The following is a 21,000-nucleotide window of genomic DNA, read 5'->3' on the forward strand; positions in this document are numbered from 1 at the left end:
GCTGTCACGGGGCGCGGGGTCCGATGGATCCGAAGGCAGGCGCCGCTCATGTTCCAGAAAATCCTGATCGCCAATCGCGGCGAGATCGCCCTGCGCATCCTGCGCGCCTGCAAGGAATTGGGCATCGCGACGGTCGCGGTCCATTCCACCGCGGACGCCGATGCCATGCATGTGCGCCTCGCCGACGAGAGCGTGTGCATCGGCCCGCCCCCGGCGCGGGACAGCTATCTCAACGTTCCCTCCCTGCTCGCCGCCTGCGAGATCACGGGCGCGGACGCGGTGCATCCCGGCTACGGCTTCCTGGCGGAGAATGCCCGCTTCGCCGAGATCCTGAAGGATCACAACATCCACTTCATCGGCCCGAAGGCGGAGCATATCCGCACCATGGGCGACAAGATCGAAGCGAAGAAGACCGCGCAGGCGCTGGGTATCCCCGTGGTGCCGGGCTCCGACGGCGGGATCACCTCCGACGAGGAGGCCCACCGTGTCGCGGCCGAGATCGGCTTCCCGGTGCTCGTGAAGGCGGCTGCCGGCGGCGGCGGGCGCGGCATGAAGGTGGCGCTCACCGCCGAAGGCCTCTCCCAGGCCCTCTCCACGGCCCGCTCCGAGGCGAAGGCCGCCTTCGGCGACGATGCGGTCTATCTGGAGAAGTATCTCGCCAAGCCCCGCCATATCGAGGTGCAGGTGCTGGGTGACGGGCGCGGCCATGCCATCCATCTGGGCGAGCGCGACTGCTCGCTCCAGAGGCGGCACCAGAAGGTGTGGGAAGAGGCTCCCTCCCCCGTCATCACCCCCGCCCAGCGCCACGAGATCGGCGAGACCGTGGCGAGCGCCATGCGCAAGCTGAACTATCTCGGCGTGGGCACGGTGGAGTTCCTCTACGAGGACGGGAAGTTCTACTTCATCGAGATGAACACCCGCATCCAGGTGGAGCATCCGGTGACCGAGATGGTCACGGGCATCGACCTCATCAACGAGCAGATCCGCGTCGCCGCCGGCGAGCCGCTGACCCTGCGCCAGGAGGATGTGGTGTTCGAGGGCCATGCCATCGAGTGCCGGGTGAATGCGGAGCATCCCACCACCTTCCGGCCCTCCCCCGGCAAGATCACCCACTATCATGTGCCCGGTGGTCTCGGCATCCGCGTGGACAGCAATGCCTACCAGGGCTACTCGATCCCGCCTTATTACGATTCGCTGGTGGGCAAGCTGATCGTCCACGGCAAGACCCGCGACGAATGCCTGATGCGGCTGCGCCGCGCGCTGGACGAGTTCGTGGTGGATGGCATCGACACCACCCTCCCCTTGTTCCGCACGCTTGTGCGCACCAAGGAGATGGCGGCTGGCGCGTATGACATCCACTGGCTGGAGCATTTCCTCGCCGAGGAAATCAAGGGCGTCTGACCTTTCGCGCTGGGGCGCCTCGCGCCTCAGCGTTCCTCCTCGCGCGGCAGTGCCAGCATGCCCGCGAGGCCGAGGGCAATGCCCGCGAGGCTGAACAGGACGCGGTGAAGGCCCACCTCGAAGCTCATGTCGGGGCTGCCCACATTGAAGTTCAGCGCCACGATGGTGAGGCAGAAGGTGTAGATTCCATAGCGCTTCGCCCCCACCAGCAGCATGCCCCAGAGGATCACCCCCAGAAGGGCCGCGTGGAGCGAGAGCGGGACGTCCACGGACAAGAGGACCATGGCCACGAGGGCACCGCCCAGTGTGCCGAAAGCCCGCTGCCCCATGCGCCGCATGGTCTCCGCCCGGCTGGGTTTCATGACCCGCAGTGCCGTGGTGAGCAGCCAGCCCGAATGGGACATGGGAATGAGGCTGCAGATGACCGCGCCGACCGCCCCGAGCCCCATCATCACGCCGTCGAACCGCTCGGCCCGCCGCATGTGGCGCCACGGCCGGGTGAGATCATCCCACAAGGTCAGCCGCCCCGTGTCGCCCACCGGCTGGAGTGCGCCCACAAGCAGGCTCTGCCAGAGCGCCCCGGCCCCGAGCGCGAGGCCATAGGTCCAGGGGTTCAGCATTCCGGGCAAGGGCGAGGTGGATAGCAGCATCACGAGGGTCGCGAGCGCGACGGCCACTCTCAGGCTGCCGGGCACCAATTCGGTGCGCGCCTGCCATAGGGCGAACAGCACCGCCACCGGCAGCAGCGCCACGAGGTTGGTTCCGCACACTGCGCCGATGGTGGCCGACAGGCCGAACAGCACGGACGTGGCGATCAATTTCGGCCAGGCATCCACCTGGGACAGGACCGGAAAGCAGACGCAGAGCAGATAGGCGCCGAAAGAGGCGCTGAACCCGACCTCCGGCAGCCCGGCCCACAGGCAGAGGAAAGCAGGCACCGTGGCGCCCGCGCCCAGGATCGCGGACCGCCCAATGCGCGCGGAATCAAGCCTCTGCGCCATTCTGCCCCCCCTTTGGCGCTTGGGCATCATGAAAAGCCCTGGGCATCATGAAAGGCCGATCGGACTCCGTGCAAGGGCGCGGGCGGACCATCGATGCCCGCGGCGCGCCCGCTCATCGGCCATACAAGCCCGTGCGGGCCTTCCCTGAACGACAAGGCCCGCCGAATGCGTGATCCGGCGGGCCTTGTGTTTAGCAATCGTGACGGACGAGCCTCAGTCCTTGTCTTCCAGGCTGAACTGGCGGGTCTTCTCGTCATAGACGAACACCTCGCCATAGCGGCCCCAATTGACCACGGCGCGCAGGCAATCCTCGGCGAAGTCCTCGGACATATGGTCTTCCAGCTCGTCCGCGAAGCGCGACCAGGGCGCCTTGTGGCCGGACCGCTCGTCGAGAACCTTGCGGATATGGCTCGCGAGCGGAATGTTGGCCAGCACATGCTTGGCGAACAGCTTCTTGCGCGGCTCCACGTCCAGGTTCACGAACTGGCGGCCCGCATCGGTGATGAGGATGTCGCCGCCCATCACGTCCGCGAAGCGCAGCATGGCCAGCGCCTCGGCCACGGGGAACAGTTCGTCGGCGGGCAGATGCAGGCTGTCCGCCAGCTCCGGCAGGTCGGCCTTGCCGTTATAGGGCGGGTCCGCCAGCTCCTCCAGGAGACCCGCGAGGATGTTGGTGGAGATGGGCGTGAGGTGGGTGGTGAGCGTGACCTCCGCATGATGCAGGGCATCGTGGTGGAGCGGCGCGCCGGGGCCCTCCCGGTTGGTCATGCGGGCATAGATCTCCTCCACCAGCTCGCGGAATTCCGGCGCCTGCCGGTCCCGCGGATGGGGCAGGTTGATGGGCATCTCGAAGCCCACCCGACCCGGATTGGAGGTGAAGATGAGGACGCGGTCGCACATCAGCACCGCTTCCTCGATGTTATGGGTGACGATGAGGATGGACTTGATGGGCAGCGCGCCCTCCATCCACAGGTCGATGATGTCGGTGCGCAGAGTCTCGGCGGTCAGCACGTCCAGGGCCGAGAAGGGCTCGTCCATGAGCATGAGCTTGGGGTGCACCACGAGGGCGCGGGCGAAACCCACGCGCTGGCGCATGCCGCCGGACAATTCCTTCGGATAGGCGGTCTCGAAGCCGCCCAGGCCGATGAGGTCGATGGCCTGCTCGGCGCGCTTGCGGCGCTCGGTGGCATCGACGCCCATGGCTTCCAGGCCGATCTCCACATTCTGGCGCACGGTGAGCCAGGGGAAGAGCGCGAAGGTCTGGAACACCATGGAGATGCCCTTCTCGGGCCCCTCCACCTTCTTGCCGTACCAGGTGACTTCGCCGCCGAAGGGCTCATTCAGGCCCGAAATGATGCGCAGCAGCGATGACTTGCCGGAGCCCGAGCGGCCCAGCAGGCCGACGATCTCGCCTTCCTTCAGGGAGATGGAGACATCATCCAGCACCAGGATGCGGTTGTTGTCGCCTTTGCGATAGGACTGCACGACATGGGAGACCTGCAGCATCGGAGTGGTGGTGTCGAGCATGGAGCTTCTCCTCAGTCGAGGCGCAGGCGGCGGGCGGCGAACGAGAACATCGGGCGCCACAGGGTTCGGTTGAAGGCGATGACGTAGAGCGACATGACCGCGATGCCGAGCGTGATGCGCGGATAGTCGCCCGCCGTGGTGGCATCGGCGATATAGGCGCCAAGGCCGTCGGCCCGCAGCGTGGTGTCGCCCCAGCTGGCCACTTCCGCGACGATGGCCGCGTTCCAGGAGCCGCCCGAGGCGGTCAGCGCGCCGGTCACGTAATAGGGGAAGACGCCGGGCAGGATCACCTTGGTCCACCAGTGCCAGCCCCGGATATGGAAGGCGGACGCCGCCTCGCGCATGTCGGTGGGGAAGGCGCTGGCGCCCGCGATCACGTTGAACAGGATGTACCACTGGGTGCCCAGGATCATCAGCGGCGAGAGCCAGATGTTGGGGTCCAGCTTGAAGTGGACAATGCCCACCACCGCGAACGGGAAGATGATGTTGGCGGGGAAGGCCGCGAGGAACTGGGCGAACGGCTGCACCGCCGTCGCCACCTTCGGGCGCAGGCCGATCCACACGCCGATGGGCACCCAGACCAGCGAGGCGAGGAAGATCAGTACCGCCACGCGGATCAGCGTGAGGAAGCCCATCCACAGGACGTGGAACACTTCCGGCAGCGCCACCTCGCTCGCGACGAAGCGCACGATCAACCAGATGGAATAGAGGCAGGCCGCGACAATGAGGACCATCCAGATCCGGTCCATGGTGCGGCTGGACCATGCGGCGCCGACGCCCTTGGGAACCGGGACCGGCATGGAGAGCGGCATGCGGCCCAGCGCGCGCGCCACATAGCCGAGCGGGGAGAGGACGAGCTGGAAGAAGTGGGCCCGCTTTATGAGGTCGAGCACCCACGACTTGGGGGGCGGCCCGCCGGCGGACTGCTCGAAGCGGAACTTCTCCGCCCAGGCCACCAGCGGCCGGAACAGGAGCTGATCATAGATGAGGATGATGATCAGCATCGCGAACACCGACCACGCGACGGCGGTCAGGTTCCGGGCGTCAATGGCGGTGGCCACGTAGGCGCCGATGCCCGGCAGGGTGATGGTGGTGGAGCCCACCGTGATGGCCTCGGAGGCCACCACGAAGAACCAGCCGCCGGACATGGACATCATGGTGTTCCACACCAGGCCCGGCATGGAGAAGGGCACCTCCAGGCGCCAGAAGCGCTGCCAGCCGGTGAGGCGGAAGGAGGTGGAGACCTCCTCAAGGTCGCGCGGCAGGGTCTTCAGCGACTGGTAGAAGCTGAAGGTCATGTTCCAGGCCTGGGAGGTGAAGATGGCGAACACCGCCGCAAACTCCACGCCCAGCACCTGGCCCGGGAACAGGCCCATGAAGAACAGCACGGTGAAGGACAGGAAGCCCAGCACCGGCACCGACTGGAGGATATCCAGGATCGGGATCAGCACCATTTCAGCGCGTCGGCTCTTGGCCGCGATCGCGCCATAGATGAAAGTGAAGATCAGCGAGGCGACGATGGCCGCGAGCATGCGCAACGTGGTGCGCAGCGCATATTCGGGCAGCGATGTCGGATCGAGCGAAATGGGCACTTGCTCCATCTCGCTGATCGGTATCAACGCCTGGTCCGTCCCGTGGGTGAACATGGCCAGGAGACCGAATACCACCGCGAAGGCGAACAGGTCGAACGCGCTGAAGTAGCGGGGACGGACGGAGGCGGGGGCATTCCTCGAACCGGCAGGCTGAAAGAGCATGTCAAATCCCGCGCAGGACAGGGCTGAAAGCGAAGATAAAGAGGTATCTTATGACTTCACAGGGGATTACAGCGCCTACATGACAAAAAGACTACGGTCTTTGCTCCACGATCCACCTCCTTCGTCGGGGGGCATGCGCCTTGCGTGCCGTCCTGCCGCCCTTCCCCCTGATAGCTCAGAGCCTTGACGCATGAGCCGCCATGACCAGATCGCCGAAATCACGCCCGATGTCCTGCTGAAGGCCTATGCCTGTGGCATTTTTCCCATGGCGGAAAGCGCCGAGGATCCGGGCCTCTATTGGATCGAGCCGGACCGGCGGGGAATCATTCCCCTCGACGGCTTCCATGTTCCCTCGCGCCTTGCCCGCACGGTGCGCGCGAACAGGTTCGAGATTCGCGTGGACAGCGATTTCGAGGGGGTCATCGAGGGCTGCGCCACGCCGCAGGAGGGCCGCGCCAAGACCTGGATCAATGCCCGCATCCGCTCGCTCTACGGCCAGCTCTTCCAGCGGGGCCGATGCCATACGGTGGAGGCGTGGAGCGAAGGGCGCCTGGTGGGCGGCCTTTATGGCGTGCGCCTGGGCAGCGCCTTCTTCGGCGAGAGCATGTTCCACACCGAGCGCGATGCCTCGAAGGTAGCGCTGGTGCATCTGGTGGCGCGGCTGAAGGCGGGCGGATTCACGCTGCTGGACACCCAGTTCGTGACCAGCCACCTTTCGGGCTTCGGCGCCATGGAGGTGACGAAGCGGCACTATCAGCGCCTTCTGGAACAGGCGCTGCGCACGGAGGCAAATTTCTACTTCTGGCCGGCCGACTTGCCCGTGGATGGCGGGACCGCTTTGCAGTCCGTCAGCCAGACGTCGAAAATGGGATGCTCCACCCCGTGAAGCCCGGGGCTGGACGCGAACATCCAGCCCGTGAAGATGCGCTTGGCCTCGCCCTTCAGGGTGATCTCGTTCACTTCCGTGAAGCTGGTCGTGTTGGTCGGCTCGGTGGGCGGGCGCGTATAGCAGGCGCGCGGCGTCACCTGGAGCGCGCCGAACTGCACCGTTTCCCCGAGCCCCACCTCGAACGAGGTGATGCGGCCCGTGATCTTGTCGAGGCCCGCATAGACGGCGGTGGGATTGGGGATCTTCTCGGTGGGCGGCTGCACCACCATGGCGTCCGTATCCGCGCCCGGTGCGCCGGCGGGCGATGCCGTTCCGGCGGCGGGGGGCGTCGCGGTGACGGGGCCGGGAAACTGGTCGCGGGCGCCGGGACGGGGGGCGCCGGGCGGCGGCTGCTGGCGGGCGGCGCCGGTGGGCGGCGGGGCGGGCTGCGTTCCGATTCCGGCGGGCGGCGCGGAGGGAGATCCCGAAGGCGGCGCCAGGGGTGCAGACTGGATCGGCGCATTATAGGGCACCTGATAGGTCTGCGGGGCCAAATACTGCGCCAGCGCGGGCGCCGCCGAGGCGGTCAGGAGCGCGACGATCAGCGGCGCGGAACGGGACATCGCCATGAAGGAGGAGACCTGAGAGGGGCCGGACCGGGGAAGCGCCATCGCACTCCGGGGCCGAAGCAGCCCCGGAAGAGCGGTAGACACCCACTTTGCGGCCATGGAAGGGCGGGCCGGGCTATTCGCCGGGCGTCCACGCCTTGTAGTCGCCGGTCACGCGCGGACGGGCACGGCCCGCAAAAACGGAGCCCTTCGGGCGGTAAGCCTGCGGCGAGCCCGTGAAGTTGCGGCGATGCGGCTTCTGCCAGGGGCGCGGCGTGTAGGTTTCGGACGGCGGCGCCACATCGGTGCGGTGGTGCATCCACCCGTACCAGCCGGGCGGAATCGTGCTCGCCTCCGCATAGCCGCTATAGAGCACCCAGCGACGCTCGAAGCCCAGCGTGGGGTCGATTTCGCCGTTGCGGGTCCGGTAATAGCGGTTGCCGAACTCGTCTTCGCCCACCAGCTCGCCATAGCGGCGCGTCCAGAGCAGCGTGCCCGGCGTGGCCTTGTGCCACCAGGCGAAGATGTAACGCAGAAGCTCCATCACGGAATTTGCCTCGATCGATCTCGCGCGGACCATGCCACCGCGCCCGCTTGGTGTCTACCATCCCGCTCCCGACGTACGCCCCGGACCGGGAAAGTGATGGGGAGAAGACGGGTTAAGGAGAGAACAGGGTCAGCACATAGACCATGAACAGCACCATGTGCACCAGCCCGGTCAGGGCATTGGTGCGGCCGGTGCCGAAGCTGACAACGGACAGGACCAGCGCGAGCAGGAGCTGGACGCGATCCTCGGGATCGAGGCGCAGTTCCACCTGCTTGTCGATGAGGAAGCCGATGGCCACCATCACCGGCATGGTGAGGCCGATGGTCGCGAGCGCGGAGCCGAGCGCCGTGTTGAGCGCCCGCTGCAACTGGTTGCGCCGCGCCGCCTTCACGGCCGTGATGGTCTCCGGCAGCAGCAGCATGGCCACCACCACCGCGCCCACCACGGCGCTGGGGTCCACCAGATCCAGATGGGACAGAAGCCGCTCCGTGCCGCCAGCCACATGGCTGGACAGGGTGACGACGCCCACGAGGCTCAACAGCAGGAACAGGCGGGAGACCACCGTTTCCCTGCGCCGGGGGCGGGCATGGACTTCCTCGTCCCACCCCATGAAATCGGAGCGGTGGCGCACCGTCTGCATGAACAGGAAGGAGCCGTAGAGCAGCACCACGCCGATCATGATGAAGACCACATCCACCTGCGTGGTGAGGCCCTGCAGCCCGGACCAGGTCTGGTCCGGCAGAATCAGCGCCAGCACGGAGATGGCGAGGATGACCGACAGATAGCCGGAAACGCCCTGCTGCTGGATGACCTGCTCGCGGTGCCGCAGCGCGCCCATGAGCAGGCAGATGCCCACGACCCCGGTGAGCACGAACATCACCGTGGAGAGCACCGCCTCGCGGGCCAGGGTGGGATTGTTCTCGCCATGCAGCATGAGCGAGACGAGGACCGACACCTCGATGAGCGTCACCGAGAAGGTGAGCACGAGCGTGCCATAGGGCTGGCCCACGCGGGCGGAGATCAGCTCCGCATGCTGCACGGCGGAGAAGGCGGTTCCCAGCAGCAGCACCGTTGAGGTGGCCGCCAGGAGATCCGAGCCCTCGATATGGGCGAAGAAGGAAACCGCGGCCAGAAGTCCGGCCGCGGCGGGAAACAGAAAGGCATAGAGCTTGATGGTCACAGGCCCGCCTTTCGATGCGTCACGGCTTCAGCGAGAAGCCCTTGGCCTTGCGCTCGGCCAGCAGGCCGAGATAGCAGGCCGCGAGGCTCGCCCCGGCCAGCGCCGTGATCTCGGCGTGGTCGAAGGGCGGAGACACTTCCACCACGTCGAAGCCCTTGAGGTTCAGGCCGCCGAGGCGGCGCAGGCACGAGATGGCCTCGCGGGTGGTGAGGCCGCCGCACACAGGCGTCCCGGTTCCCGGCGCATAGGCGGGGTCCAGCGCGTCGATGTCGAAGCTGACATAGACCGGCGCGTCGCCGACCCGGGCCGCGATATGCTCGGCCAGGGCCTTCGGGCCCATCTCGCCCGCATCGAAGCCGTGGACCACGTCGATGCCGAACGTCTGCGGCGCGTGGGTGCGGATGCCCACCTGCACGGAGCGGTCGGTGCGCAGCAGCCCGTCCTTCACCGCGCGGGTGATCATGGTGCCGTGGTCCACGCGGGTGCCGTCATCGTCCCAGGTGTCCTGGTGCGCGTCGAACTGGATGAGGGCCACCGGCTCGCCGATGCGGTCCACCAGCGCTTTCAGCACCGGATAGGTGAGGAAGTGGTCGCCACCCAGCGTCACCAGATGGGTGCCGCGCGCATAATGGGCCTTGGCCTGCGCCTCGATGGCGCCGGGAATGGAATAAGGCAGGCCGTAATCGAACGCGCAGTCACCCGCATCCACCACTTCCATGGCCTCGAACGGGTCGATGCCGAAGGGATAGAAGGGGTCGCCGTCCATGATCTCGGAGGCGGCGCGGATGGCGCGCGGTCCAAAGCGGGTGCCGGGACGGTTGGAGACGGTCACGTCCAGCGGAATGCCCCACACCGTGACCTCGGCATCGCTCTGCTTGGCATAGCGGCGGCGCAGGAAGGAGGTGGCACCGGAATAGTTCGGCTCGGTGGACTGGCCGAAACGGAAGGACGGGTCCAGAGCCCGGTCGACAGGACGGGGGGACAGGGGATCGTCGCTCATGAGGAAGCCCTCTTCTGCCCGTGGCACCGGGTAGCCGCGGCGCGGCGCGTCCGGTGCGCGGGCGCGGCGTTCCGATACCCTCCCCCGGCGCGAAAGGGCAAGAGGGAGCTCTCATCTACCGTCGCGTCAGATGGCGTATTCGCCCGTCCAATGGGCGCGCGGCGGCCGGCAGTCCACGGCCCCGCCCGCATCCGGATAGAAGCGCGCGCGATCGAACCGCACCGAGACCGGCGCGCCGTTCGGCACCTTTATGGTGGGCGTGATGGTGGCCTCCACCGTCCCTCCCCCCAGGTCCACGCCCAGAAGGCGCGTCGCGCCGTGGCGGCGGAAGCCCAGGACCGTGCCTTCGATGCCGGGCGTGCCCGGCATGGACACCGTGATGTCGTGCGGCCGCACGAACAGGCGGCCCGGCCCGTCCGGCACCGGCCCCGAGGCGCTCGCCACCAGCGTGCCGTTAAGGCGCAGGTCGCCGCCCACCGCCTCCACGGTCAGGCGGCTCGATTCCCCCATGAAGCCGAACACATCGGCAGTGGCGGGGCGGTCATAGACATCGTCCGGCGTGCCCACCTGCTCGATGCGCCCCCGGCTCATGACCACCACCCGGTCGGCCAGTTCCAGCGCCTCTTCCTGGTCGTGGGTGACGAACAGGGTGGTGTGGCCGATCCGCTCGTGCAATTGCCGCAGCCAGGCGCGCAATTCCTTGCGCACCAGCGCGTCCAGCGCGCCGAACGGCTCGTCCAGCAGCAGCACCTTGGGCTCGATGGCCAGCGCGCGCGCCAGGGCCACACGCTGGCGCTGGCCGCCGGAAAGCTGGGCCGGAAACCGTCCGCCGAACCCTTCCAGCTGAATGAGGACGAGAAGCTCCTCCACCCGGCGGCGGATCTCCGCCTCGGCCGGGCGGGTCGCGCGCGGGCGGGCGCGCAGGCCATAGGCAATATTGTCCGCCACTTTCATGTGGCGGAACAGGGCATAGTGCTGGAACACGAAGCCGATGCCGCGATGGCGCACGGGAACCGTGGCCGCATCGGTGCCCCCCATCAGCACCGTGCCGGAATCCAGCCCCTCCAGCCCCGCCACCGTGCGCAGCAGCGTGGTCTTGCCCGAGCCGGACGGCCCCAGTAGCGCCACCAACTCGCCGGAGCGCACATCGAGCGAGATGCCGTCGAGGGCCCGCTGGGGGCCGAACGACTTCACGGCGTCTCGAATGGCAACGGCGGTCATGCGGGAGGGTCCGTCGAAAGAAAGAACGTCGGGCCTTATGACACGCCCGGCCCGTTGGGGAAACGCCGGGTCAGCGCGCCACGGCCATGCCGGAATAAACCGGAGCGCCGGAGGGCGTTGCGGACGGCTCCGCGTCGCTCTCGCGCGTGATGATCAGAAAGGTGTCGTCGAGCCGATCCCGCTCCAGAGCGCGGACAGCATCGGACTGGACGCTGCCGGTCTCGCGGAAGCTGGCGAGCCGCTGCGGGCCATCCTGGTCCGACACCAGCCACAGATCATAATGCATGCCCTCCCCCGCCGGAGCGGGAAGCTTGAGGACGGTCACCGTGCCCGTGTCCACATCCAAAGTGAGGCCGATGGCCGGCACCGGCTGGGGGCCGAGCACGGCGAAGGCATCGGCCACCTCTTCGGGCGGCGGCGGCGCGGGCGGCGGGACGACCTGCACCACGGGCGGCGGAGGCGGCGGTGCCGGTAGCGGCGGGGCGGGACGCTGCATCTCGCGATAGGCGACGGTCCCCGCACCGGCCAGAAGCACCAGCATGAGCACGCCGCTCAGGCGGCGCCATCCCCGATGGTCCCGGCCGGAGGTGGAAGGTTCGGGCGCAGGCAAGGCAGGCGCGAGCGGGGGCGCTTCCGGGGCATCCGCCACGTCAACCGCGGGCGCTTCGGCGACCGAAGGCGCGGCGGTGGGGGCAGGCTCGGGCACCGGCGGAACCTCATCGGTCCCCGCGCCGGTCTCCGGCGTCTCGGTCGGCGGCTCGATGGCGGCCTCACCATCGGGCGGCACGGCAGCGAGCAGCGCTATGGCGCGCGTTGACTGGGCGACCTCCTCCATGGCGGAGGAAAGGGGATCGCCGACAACGGGCGCCTCTCCTTGCGAGACATCCGCCTCATCTTTCTCACCACCCGCTTCGGGAGGCGAAGGAGGCTCCACCGTCTCTATAGGGGGCGCGGCCTCTTCCTCCGGCACAGGCACAGGAGGGACGGGCGGGGCATCGGCCGCTTCAGGGGGCGCAGCTTCGGCGACCGGCTGTACAGCAATCTGGGGTTCGGATGCCGAGACCTCGACATCTGACGACTGAACTTCCGGGGCCGCGACCTCGGCGCTGTTTTCAGTTGCGGCCTGATCGGCCTCCGGCACGGCCGGCTCGGGGGGAGATACAGCCTCGGCCACCGGAACAGGCGGCACCTTCGCCGGGAGATCCAGCGGCAGTTTGGAGAGAATGTCGTCCAGCAAGGTGGAGGGAAGGCGTGCGGGCGCCGACAATTCCAGCAGCGGCGAGAACCGCCGCTCCCACATGCGAACCAGAGCCGCCACCTCGGGATCGGCAACCATCCACTCACGCATGGCCGCCCGTTCGGCGGCATCCAGCGTGCCCAGCACATATTCCGCCGCCGAACGGCTCAGTTCATTGCGCGTGTTCATGAGTCCACGCAGGCATCGAGTTCCGTGATGCTCCGCCAGATCCAGGTGTTCACCGCATGGGGCGGAGCGTCGAAATAGACGGACAGCGCCTCCCGGCTCCAGCCATCATAATAAGCGTGCAGCACGAGACGGCGGCGCTCCTCGGACAATTGCCCGAGGCATCCCAGCAGGTGCTGAAGGTCCTCGCTGCGCGCCATGCCCGCCAGGGGGTCCTCGGCGGTGGCATCGATCTCGAACGGATCGAGCGCATGGGCGGGCGAGCCCATCTCGCGCACGCGGTCAATGGCCTCCGAGCGCGCCAGGGAGGCCAGCGCTCCCAGAACGTCTTCCTCCTCGGCGAGATCGGCAGCCGTGCCCCAGATCTTCACATAGGCCGCCTCGACCGCCGCGATGGCCTGGGGCCGGTCGCGCAGGATCCGCAAGGTGATGCCCAGGAGCCGCGGGGCCGTCAGGCCATAGAGACGACGGAAGGCCGTCCGGTCGGCCTGCGCCACACCGGAGAGAAGATCCTTAAGCCCATCGGAATTGCTCACAGCCGATCCGCCCCAATGCCCTCCTCCCGATACCGGGCTGAGGGCACACGCCTCAAGTTAACTTTAAATATTAACCATAAGATTTTGATTAAAAAGGAATTTCGATTCTAACTTCACGTAAATCCGTAGCTGCAGAATCCGCCAACCGGCTCACTGCGGCTCTGGCGGAAAACTTTTAAAGTGAACCCTATCCAATTGATAATAGGCCACTTTTCTCTTCATCTCAATCCTAAGGACGAAGACGCAACGTTCCTGATCTCCACGCGAAATCAAGGCGCGGGAACCCGAGCCCGGCGCCCATGGAAAAGCGCAGGCGGGATGTCATCCCCTCAAAGGAGAGATTGTTCAGAGGCGCGCGGGTTCGCCCTGGCGCCAGGAGCCGCGACGCTCCATCGCCTCCCCTGCCCGCTCGCGCTCGCCCGCCGCCTCGGCGAGCTGAAGCTGCGCTTCCGCCTCCTGGAATGCGTCATGCGCTTCGTCGCGCTGCTGGCGCAGTTCCTGGGCGGACTGGGCGAGATTGACCCGACGCTGGCGCGCGGCGGCGGCAAGCGGCGGATAAGCGAAATGACGGGGATCGTTGATACCCGAGCGCGCCTCTTCGGCAGCCACGTCGCGATCCAGATCCGCCGCCATGCGGTCGAATTCGGCGATCATGGTGTCGATCTGGGCGAGCCTGCGGCGCGCATCGTCGGTCTGGAACCGTTTGGCGCGGATCAGGGATTCACGCGACTTCATGGAACGCCACACTCCGAAGCACACGAGGGAAGCGGCACCTGCCATAGCGGTGCCCGTGGCATCCACCATGACGAAGACCCGTTGCCCTTTCCTTACCGTCCGGCCCGCCCGCCCGAAAAAGTTTCCGCATGGCCGCGACGGAAACCAATCGTTTACCGCCTTCGTTAATGATGCCTCCATGGTTCGGGCGAACGCGGGGCGACGGGTGCAACCTGTCAAACCGGCTGATCGCTTGAAAACCCGGGCTTGGGGCAGTGTGGAGTGGACGTTTCGGGTGCGAAGAACCTGCGGGTGTGGCCTTAACCATCAGTGTTTCGGATCATGCACAAAGTTTTCCGTACTCAGTCTTGTGCGATAGAATCCGTATCGGTTATCGATTCCTCATTCGTATCGCGAATCACACTGTGGCCTGAGCACGAGGAAGGCGGCATGCCGTCTTTTGACTTGGTGCGAGGAAAGGGATTGCCATGCGCGTCTTGCTCATCGAGGACGACAGTGCGACGGCCCAAAGCATCGAGCTGATGCTGAAGTCCGAGAACTTCAATATCTATACGACCGATCTGGGCGAAGAAGGTGTCGATCTCGGCAAGGTATACGAATACGACATCATCCTGCTGGACCTGAACCTGCCGGACATGTCGGGCTTCGAGGTGCTCCGCAGCCTGCGCGTCGCCAAGGTGAAGACCCCCATTCTCATCCTCTCCGGCCTTGCCGGCACCGAGGACAAGGTGAAGGGCTTCGGCTTCGGGGCGGACGATTACCTGACCAAGCCGTTCCATAAGGACGAGATGGTCGCCCGTATCCACGCCATCGTGCGCCGCTCCAAGGGGCATGCGCAGTCGGTGATCCAGACCGGCGACCTGATCGTGAACCTGGACACCAAGACGGTCGAGGTGGAAGGCACCCGCGTGCACCTCACCGGCAAGGAATACCAGATGCTGGAGCTGCTCTCGCTCCGCAAGGGCACGACCCTGACCAAGGAAATGTTCCTGAACCACCTCTATGGCGGCATGGACGAGCCCGAGCTGAAGATCATCGACGTCTTCATCTGCAAGCTGCGCAAGAAGCTCGCCAACGCCTCCGGTGGCAAGAACTATATCGAGACCGTCTGGGGCCGCGGCTACGTGCTGCGCGAGCCCATGGCCGGTGCCGAGCGCATCGCGGTCTGATCCTTTTTCAAACCCGTCCACAAGACGCAAAAAAGCCCCGCAGAGCGGGGCTTTTCATTTTGTGCTGGTGGGACGCCGGACAATCGATCCGGCCTCTGGCCGGCCCCGGAAGGGGCCGGGAAGCCGCCTCAGATGTTCGGCACCAGACGCATGACCATGTCGTTATAGTCGAAGTCCGAGCCCTGGGCGGCGGTAAGGTCCTCGAAGCCGAAGGTGTTCTCGCCGAAGATGCGGATATATTCCGCCCCGCCCGCATTGCCGTCGCCCGGCACGAAGATGTCGCCGGACTGGGTGATCAGCACGGGCGCATAGAAGCCGTCGCCGCCCGCGACCGTCCAAGCCTGTGTGGCGTCGAAGTTGCTACCGCCATAGCTGGCCGAGAAACCCGCGTCCAGGTTGGCGAGCACGGCGGTATGGAACGCATCCGTATCGCCGTAGGCGACGCCATCCACCATGATCTCGCCCGTGGCGGCATTCACCTCGAACCGCACGAAATGCAGGTCGTTGGTGTTGGCGGCACTGCCCGCCACTTCCACGCTCAGTTCCTGGCCCTGGGTCAGATACACGAGGGGCATGTCATACATGCGCTGGATGCTGGCCATGTTGGACGAGGCATCCAGCGTGTTGTTCACCCCGGCCGTCAGCTGAATGCCGCCCACATTGAGATTGTAGGTGCCGTCCGGCTGCTCGGTGGCGGAGAAGCTGGGCTGCTGGTCGATGTCGTTCTCGCCGGTCTGGATGGCGAAATGCAGCTCCTGCCCGACACCCAGATAGACCATCTGGCTGCCGTTGAAGATGGTCGTCCCGGTATCGTTCTGGACGTTGCCCACATAAGCGAGCGCCGCGTCGGTCACATCGGTGACCACCATGCCGTTGACGTCGATCATCTCGCCGGAGCTGTTGGTCCGGTACAGGATCAGCGTCGCCTCGGGCGGCAGGGTGGACCCGACCGCATTGAAGGCGATCCAGTTGCCCTGCGTGCCCCCATCCCCGACATCCAGCCCGAGGCCCTGCGCCGTGGCCTGGAGATCCAGATCGCTCATGGAGACGACCAGGTTCAGGTCGGAGCTGGTGCGGCCGATGGGCGTGGCGAACAGCGTGTCCGACGCGAGGTATTGCGTCATGCTGATGGTGTAGGTGCCCGCGCCCAGCTGCTGCTGGACCGCCGTCTGCCACTGGCCGTCAATGTCGGCGAAGGCAGCGATGGGCGCGATCGTGGTGCCCGCGGTGTCGGTGATGGTGACCAGCGCCGCCTGCAGGCCGTAGATCTTGTTGGTGTAGCCGGAGATCCAGCTCGTGGTGTTCGGATCGCTGTTGAGGCCGGTCCAGCCGAATGCGAACTCGCCCGACCCCGCCGTGATGGACGGCGCGGTGGTGCTGGACTGCCCGGAGATGGCGGTGAAGCCATTGTTCCCGAGCGTACCCGCCACCGCTGCCGTGGGCGCGGCGAGGCCCGCAATGTAGTTCGGGTCGGTGTTCCACTCCATCATGGAGAAGTCGAGGGTCGGCGTCGCGCCGGTCACCGCCACCGTGAAGGTCAGCAGGCTGCCGTCGCCGCGCAGCGCGCCGGGCGTCACGGTCGCGAGCCCATCGGCCGCGTAGGTCACGTCCGAAGTGCTGGTGGGATCGACGAACTCATAGGTGCCGTTGGTGGTGGCGTAGACGTTGTAGATCTTCTGGGTCGCGCCTTCGCCGACCACGATCTGGTACCAGTTCACCGCGCTCGCGGCGACCGGCGGATTGACGAGAACCAGGCTGCTGGGGCTCTGCCCCACGCCGCCGTTTCCGACCACCGAGTAGACGCCATTGCTCTCGTTCACCGTCCAGGTCTGCCACGGCGTCTCCGTGGAGCTGCCCAGTTGCAGGGAGGTCCAGGTCGGCGTGTTGCCATCGTCGTAGGCGGAGATGAACTTGAAGTAGATCGGCACGTCGTCGCTGAGGACCATGGCCTGGCCCGAGCCGAAATCGAGCGTGATGCTCTGGCCGTTGCCCTGATAGGTCCCCATGTCGTAGGTGGTGCCGTTGGTGGGCCCGATATAGTTGAAGATGCTCGGCTGCACATAGCCGGCCGGCGTTTCGCCATCCGCATACATGTTCAGCGTGAGCGAGGTGAGATTCGCACCGTTCTGATAGACGGGCAGCAGCGGACCACCCTGATTGAAGGCCGCCATCAGCGCGTCGGAATAGGTGGATCCGTACGAATTGGTGTTGTCGAAGAACACCTTCGAGTAATGGTCATAAAAGACCGGATTGGAGCCCGCCATGTTATTGGCGAAGGCGTAGGTGGGATCCCAATTGTAATTCTTATTGAGATCGATCGCCCCCTGCACCTGATCATTGAGCGACGCGCCTGTGACACCGTAATACCCGGCGGTGAAGCCGTTGGTGAACTGCTGAAGGATCTTCCCCCACTGATTGTTCGCCCCGACATTCATGGTCGACGTGGGATCGTCCCCCGTCGCATAGACCATGTAGGGCTCGGCGTCGGTCTGGTTGGTGTAGATCTCCACCGTGCCCAGGCTGGAATAGATGCTCTGCTGGAGCTGGGCCGCCGTGATCTTGATATAGCCCTGGATCTGGCTGTTGGCGCCGGGAGCCAGCCAGAACACCTGGTTGGTGGCATCCCATTCCAACTGGTAGTTGAAATAGCCCGCATTGCGCCACTGCCCGACGGTCCCGGCCGGCGATCCGGCCTCGACATCAGGCGCACCGTTGAAAAAGCCGTTCAGGACGATGTCGGAGGCGCTGCTGCCCTGCAGGCTCGTGATGTAGCCGGACCAGTCGTCGGCCGAAAAGGCCGCATTGCCGATGGGCACAGCCGCCGTTGGCGAGATGGCCATCCGGTCCTGGCCGGCCAGCGGGCCCTCGGTATATTGATAGACCACCTGGGAGGAACTGGTGGCGGGCAGATCCGTGCCGAGCAGGGTCTGGCCGGTCACATTGTAGCTGCGCGTGCCGGTGGCGGCGCTCAGCTCCATGGGAATGCCGAAGCCTTCCACAGAGGTGAGGTTCGCGGCGTCGCCAGACGCATTCAGCAGGCTGATCTCGACGCTGTCATAGCGGTAGCTGTTCTCCGCCGCAGACTGCCAGTTGATCTGGCTCTGGGAGGCGAACGTCAGCGGCGTCGCGGAGTCCGTACTCTGGATGATGAAATAGACCTTGCCGCCGTTGAGCGTCTCCGAGCCCGTCGTCAGCGGAACGTCGAAGCTAAGGTCGATCGGGCCGTCCTGCGTGCCGTTGCCCGCATAAATCTTCTCGTAGACAGGGCTGTCCGATCCACTGCTGAAGATCAGCACGGTGAGATAGACGCCATCCACGTTCAGTTGTGAACGGAGGGTCGAACTCAGGTTAACCGTCATCGTCGTGGCCATCGGGCGCTCCGAAATACAGTGGTCCTTCGACGCCGTCCGGCCCCCGCCGACTGGCACGGTCCAAAGCCCGCTTTTTTCTCCCTCAAACGCAGCCTCGACAGAGCGAAGAGCGTACTTTTGAGGGGCAAGCGTGACCCTAGCACGTAAGAAAAGTGAATAAATCTTAACGCCTTTGAGAAAGCAACCTGATTCGGAGGTATGGTTTACGGCCTACTGACCTGTTTCCTCGTCATTTTTTCGTTACCCGCAGCCCCATGCACCCCATGCGGCACAGGAAAAAGGAAACGGCGCGATCCGGGGACCGCGCCGTTGAAAATGGTTTTTTCAGGGCCTGGAATGCCGAAACAAGCGGGCCGCAAGACGTTGGTCAGTCGCCGCGCCACTTGCGCATCAGCGCCTCAAGCTCGCCATCCCGATCGGCAGGGAGCGCCAGATTGATCTCCACCAGGAGATCGCCATGTCCGCCGGCAGCCTTGGGCAGTCCCTTGCCGCGCAGGCGGAACACCTTTCCGCCCGAGGTCCAGGCGGGAATGTTCAGGTCCACGGCACCCGTCAGGGTGGGCACCCGCACCTTCGTGCCCAGAACCGCGTCCTGAAGCGGCACAGGAACCTCCTGGCGCAGATCATCCCCTTCCCGGCGGAACAGGGGGTGGATGGCATAGGACACCGTCACATAGGCATCCCCCGCCGGGCCGCCCGTGGGGCTGGGCTCGCCCTGCCCCTTCAGGCGCATGCGGTGGCCTTCCACGGTGCCGGGGGCGATCTTCACATCCACCTGCTTGCCGTTGGGCAGGGCGACGCGCTTGCTGGCGCCGGCCGCAGCCTCCTCATAGGTCACGGGCAGCGTGATCTCGGTGTCCGCCCCGGGCTGCGGGGAAAAGCCGCCGCCGGCACTGCGGCGCTGCCGGCCGAAGCCGAACATGTCGCCGATATCATCGAACGAGCCACCCCGCCCCGCGCGCCCGCCCGGGCGGCGCGCGCCATCGGGGCCGAAGGAGAAGCTCTCGAAAATCGTGTCGCCGTCGAAGCCGGAGAAACCGCCCGGCCGCGCGCCGCCACCGCCGCCGCCGAACCCGGCGAAATCGTGCATGCGGGGCTTGCCCTGCGCATCGATCTCGCCCCGGTCGAACTGGCCGCGCTTCTCCTTGTCGGAGAGCAGGTCATAGGCGCCGGTCAATTCGGCAAACTTATCCTGTGCCTTCGGATCCTCCGTGTTGGAGTCCGGATGCAATTTCTTCGCAAGGCGCCGATAGGCGCGCTTGATCTCGCTTTCGTCCGCGCCCTTGGCCACGCCGAGAACGTCGTATGGATCGCGCATGCAATATCACCTCGGGACCAGCACTTTCCGGCCGGTCGCACTTCTCATGTGGGGTGATGTTGCAGGATTGCAACGCCCTGGCTTCGCCACAAAAGCGAAGCCGCGCCCCGTCTCGCGCATTGAAGCCGATTCACGGATTTTGGGAAGATGGTGCGTGCGCGGATGCGGGCTCAGGCCCGGCCGAGCACCCGCACTTGGGAGAGCATCACGGCGCCCTTGCCGTCCTTGCAGGCGGCGCCCTGCACCCATTGCTCGCCGCCCGTGCCGACCACGCCGATGCGGAATTCCCGGCATCCGTCCGCGCCCGCCGTGCCGATGGGGGTCGCGGTGCCCCGCGCGCCGGTCTTGGGATTGTCCCACGGAATGCTGGCGGCCTTGTCCGGCGAGGCGAGGGCCTGGTCGAGGGCGAGCTTGGCCTGCGCCCAGTCTCCCGCCGCGATGCCGGAGGGCGCCTCGCCCGACGGCACGGGAAGGGAAGCCGGCTGCACCTTTATCGAGCCGGTGATCATGGGATCGGCGGGCTCGCCCAGCCGCAGCGCCCCGCAGCCTGCCAGCGCCCAGATGGCCGCGAGCAATCCGGCCGCGCGCACCGCCCGAACGGCTGGGCGAGACGCCTGCGCGCCTCTATAAAGGGGCCGCGCGGCTCGACCGGGATATACGATCACCATGTGTCGCCGCACGGCAAGGGCCCCTCAGCATGTCCGACACCCCCATGGAAGCCACAAACCCCTTAACAAGCAGTGATTTTACGCAAGCCGGCGAACCTTTCCGCCTGTTCGTGCAGTGGCTGGAGGATGCCCGCCGCTCGGAGCCCAACGATCCCAACGCCATGGCCCTCGCCACCGTGGACGAGACCGGCCTGCCGGACGTGCGCATGGTGCTGCTGAACGGGTTCGATGAGCGCGGCTTCGTCTTCTTCACCAATACCGGCAGTGCCAAGGGGCAGGAGCTGGCCGGACAGCCCAAGGCGGCGGTGGTGTTCCATTGGAAATCCCTGCGCCGCCAGGTGCGCGTGCGCGGGCCCGTGGAGCAGGTGAGCGTGGAGGAGGCGGACGCCTATTTCGCCACCCGCCCGCGCCTGTCCCAGATCGGTGCCTGGGCGAGCCAGCAGTCGCGCCCGCTGGAAGGCCGGTTCGCCCTGGAGACGGCGGTGGCCACCACCACGGCGCGCTATGCCATCGGCGAGGTGCCGCGCCCGCCCCATTGGACCGGGTTCCGCATCGTCCCCTCCGCCATGGAATTCTGGCATGATCGCCCGTTCCGGCTGCATGACCGCGTCGTGTTCCGGCGCGAGGCACCCGGCGCGGAGTGGAGCAAGACGCGGCTCTATCCCTGACCCTG

18 protein-coding genes are annotated in these 21,000 nt (G+C 66.2%); 4 read left to right on the plus strand and 14 right to left on the minus strand.

Going from position 1 to position 21,000, the window contains the following annotated elements:
• The first annotated feature begins 48 nt into the window (after positions 1-48).
• Positions 49-1,401, plus strand: coding sequence for an acetyl-CoA carboxylase biotin carboxylase subunit (gene accC, locus EJJ38_RS09695; protein WP_127089865.1), 1,353 nt, complete (start codon positions 49-51; stop codon positions 1,399-1,401).
• A 26-nt stretch (positions 1,402-1,427) separates the two neighbouring features.
• On the opposite strand, the gene EJJ38_RS09700 is transcribed toward accC, so the two are convergent.
• The 3 genes from EJJ38_RS09700 to EJJ38_RS09710 all read right to left on the minus strand — a co-directional run bounded on the left by EJJ38_RS09700 (position 1,428) and on the right by EJJ38_RS09710 (position 5,683).
• Positions 1,428-2,402, minus strand: coding sequence for an FUSC family protein (locus EJJ38_RS09700; RefSeq protein WP_164738467.1), 975 nt, complete (start codon positions 2,400-2,402; stop codon positions 1,428-1,430).
• A 213-nt stretch (positions 2,403-2,615) separates the two neighbouring features.
• Positions 2,616-3,929 carry an ABC transporter ATP-binding protein gene (locus EJJ38_RS09705; RefSeq protein ID WP_127089867.1) on the minus strand — a complete coding sequence of 438 codons (1,314 nt, stop codon included), beginning with the start codon at positions 3,927-3,929 and terminating at the stop codon, positions 2,616-2,618.
• 11 nt (positions 3,930-3,940) lie between these two features.
• Positions 3,941-5,683, minus strand: a complete 1,743-nt coding sequence (locus EJJ38_RS09710; protein ID WP_127089868.1) for an ABC transporter permease — start codon at positions 5,681-5,683, stop codon at positions 3,941-3,943.
• Between the two features lie 190 nt (positions 5,684-5,873).
• Between EJJ38_RS09710 and aat the strand changes: the two genes are divergently transcribed.
• Positions 5,874-6,569, plus strand: coding sequence for a leucyl/phenylalanyl-tRNA--protein transferase (gene aat / locus EJJ38_RS09715; protein WP_127089869.1), 696 nt, complete (start codon positions 5,874-5,876; stop codon positions 6,567-6,569).
• On the opposite strand, the gene EJJ38_RS20865 is transcribed toward aat, so the two are convergent.
• The 8 genes from EJJ38_RS20865 to EJJ38_RS09755 all read right to left on the minus strand — a co-directional run bounded on the left by EJJ38_RS20865 (position 6,479) and on the right by EJJ38_RS09755 (position 13,801).
• On the minus strand, positions 6,479-7,180 hold the full coding sequence (locus EJJ38_RS20865; protein WP_338021864.1) for a DUF2155 domain-containing protein: 702 nt from the start codon (positions 7,178-7,180) through the stop codon (positions 6,479-6,481). The two genes, aat and EJJ38_RS20865, sit on opposite strands and share 91 nt — an antisense overlap.
• Positions 7,181-7,295: 115 nt before the next feature.
• Positions 7,296-7,703, minus strand: a complete 408-nt coding sequence (locus tag EJJ38_RS09725) for an NADH:ubiquinone oxidoreductase subunit NDUFA12 (protein WP_127089871.1) — start codon at positions 7,701-7,703, stop codon at positions 7,296-7,298.
• Between the two features lie 115 nt (positions 7,704-7,818).
• On the minus strand, positions 7,819-8,886 hold the full coding sequence (locus tag EJJ38_RS09730; protein ID WP_127089872.1) for a calcium:cation antiporter: 1,068 nt from the start codon (positions 8,884-8,886) through the stop codon (positions 7,819-7,821).
• A gap of 19 nt (positions 8,887-8,905) precedes the next feature.
• Complete coding sequence (speB, locus tag EJJ38_RS09735) at positions 8,906-9,886, minus strand: agmatinase (RefSeq protein WP_127089873.1); 981 nt, start codon at positions 9,884-9,886, stop codon at positions 8,906-8,908.
• A gap of 126 nt (positions 9,887-10,012) precedes the next feature.
• Complete coding sequence (locus EJJ38_RS09740; RefSeq protein ID WP_127089874.1) at positions 10,013-11,107, minus strand: sulfate/molybdate ABC transporter ATP-binding protein; 1,095 nt, start codon at positions 11,105-11,107, stop codon at positions 10,013-10,015.
• A gap of 70 nt (positions 11,108-11,177) precedes the next feature.
• A complete protein-coding gene (locus EJJ38_RS09745; protein ID WP_127089875.1) occupies positions 11,178-12,533 on the minus strand; it encodes an anti-sigma factor domain-containing protein in 1,356 nt (451 codons plus the stop codon).
• Positions 12,530-13,066: a sigma factor-like helix-turn-helix DNA-binding protein gene (locus EJJ38_RS09750; protein WP_127089876.1), complete on the minus strand. Its 537-nt coding sequence runs from the start codon at positions 13,064-13,066 to the stop codon at positions 12,530-12,532. The genes EJJ38_RS09745 and EJJ38_RS09750 overlap by 4 nt, the downstream gene beginning before the upstream one ends.
• A 345-nt stretch (positions 13,067-13,411) precedes the next feature.
• Entirely contained in the window at positions 13,412-13,801 is a 390-nt protein-coding gene (locus tag EJJ38_RS09755; protein WP_127089877.1) for a flagellar export protein FliJ, read from the minus strand.
• 467 nt (positions 13,802-14,268) lie between these two features.
• Here EJJ38_RS09755 and ctrA point away from each other — a divergent pair, with 467 nt between their 5' ends.
• A complete protein-coding gene (ctrA, locus tag EJJ38_RS09760) occupies positions 14,269-14,970 on the plus strand; it encodes a response regulator transcription factor CtrA (protein WP_127089878.1) in 702 nt (233 codons plus the stop codon).
• Positions 14,971-15,098: 128 nt separating this feature from the next.
• Here ctrA and EJJ38_RS09765 read toward each other — a convergent pair whose 3' ends face one another.
• From EJJ38_RS09765 to EJJ38_RS09775, 3 genes are all read right to left on the minus strand, one after another.
• Entirely contained in the window at positions 15,099-18,341 is a 3,243-nt protein-coding gene (locus EJJ38_RS09765) for a hypothetical protein (protein WP_127089879.1), read from the minus strand.
• 367 nt (positions 18,342-18,708) lie between these two features.
• Positions 18,709-19,659, minus strand: coding sequence for a DnaJ C-terminal domain-containing protein (locus EJJ38_RS09770; protein WP_127089880.1), 951 nt, complete (start codon positions 19,657-19,659; stop codon positions 18,709-18,711).
• 170 nt (positions 19,660-19,829) lie between these two features.
• The gene (locus EJJ38_RS09775; RefSeq protein ID WP_164738468.1) at positions 19,830-20,234 is read right to left on the minus strand and encodes an RT0821/Lpp0805 family surface protein; all 405 of its coding nucleotides are present in this window, start codon (positions 20,232-20,234) and stop codon (positions 19,830-19,832) included.
• 122 nt (positions 20,235-20,356) lie between these two features.
• Here EJJ38_RS09775 and pdxH point away from each other — a divergent pair, with 122 nt between their 5' ends.
• Positions 20,357-20,995: a pyridoxamine 5'-phosphate oxidase gene (gene pdxH / locus EJJ38_RS09780; RefSeq protein ID WP_420836872.1), complete on the plus strand. Its 639-nt coding sequence runs from the start codon at positions 20,357-20,359 to the stop codon at positions 20,993-20,995.
• Positions 20,996-21,000 lie beyond the last annotated feature (5 nt).

It is taken from the genome of Aquabacter cavernae, from assembly GCF_003993795.1.
GTDB classification, from domain to species: Bacteria; Pseudomonadota; Alphaproteobacteria; order Rhizobiales; family Xanthobacteraceae; genus Aquabacter; species Aquabacter cavernae.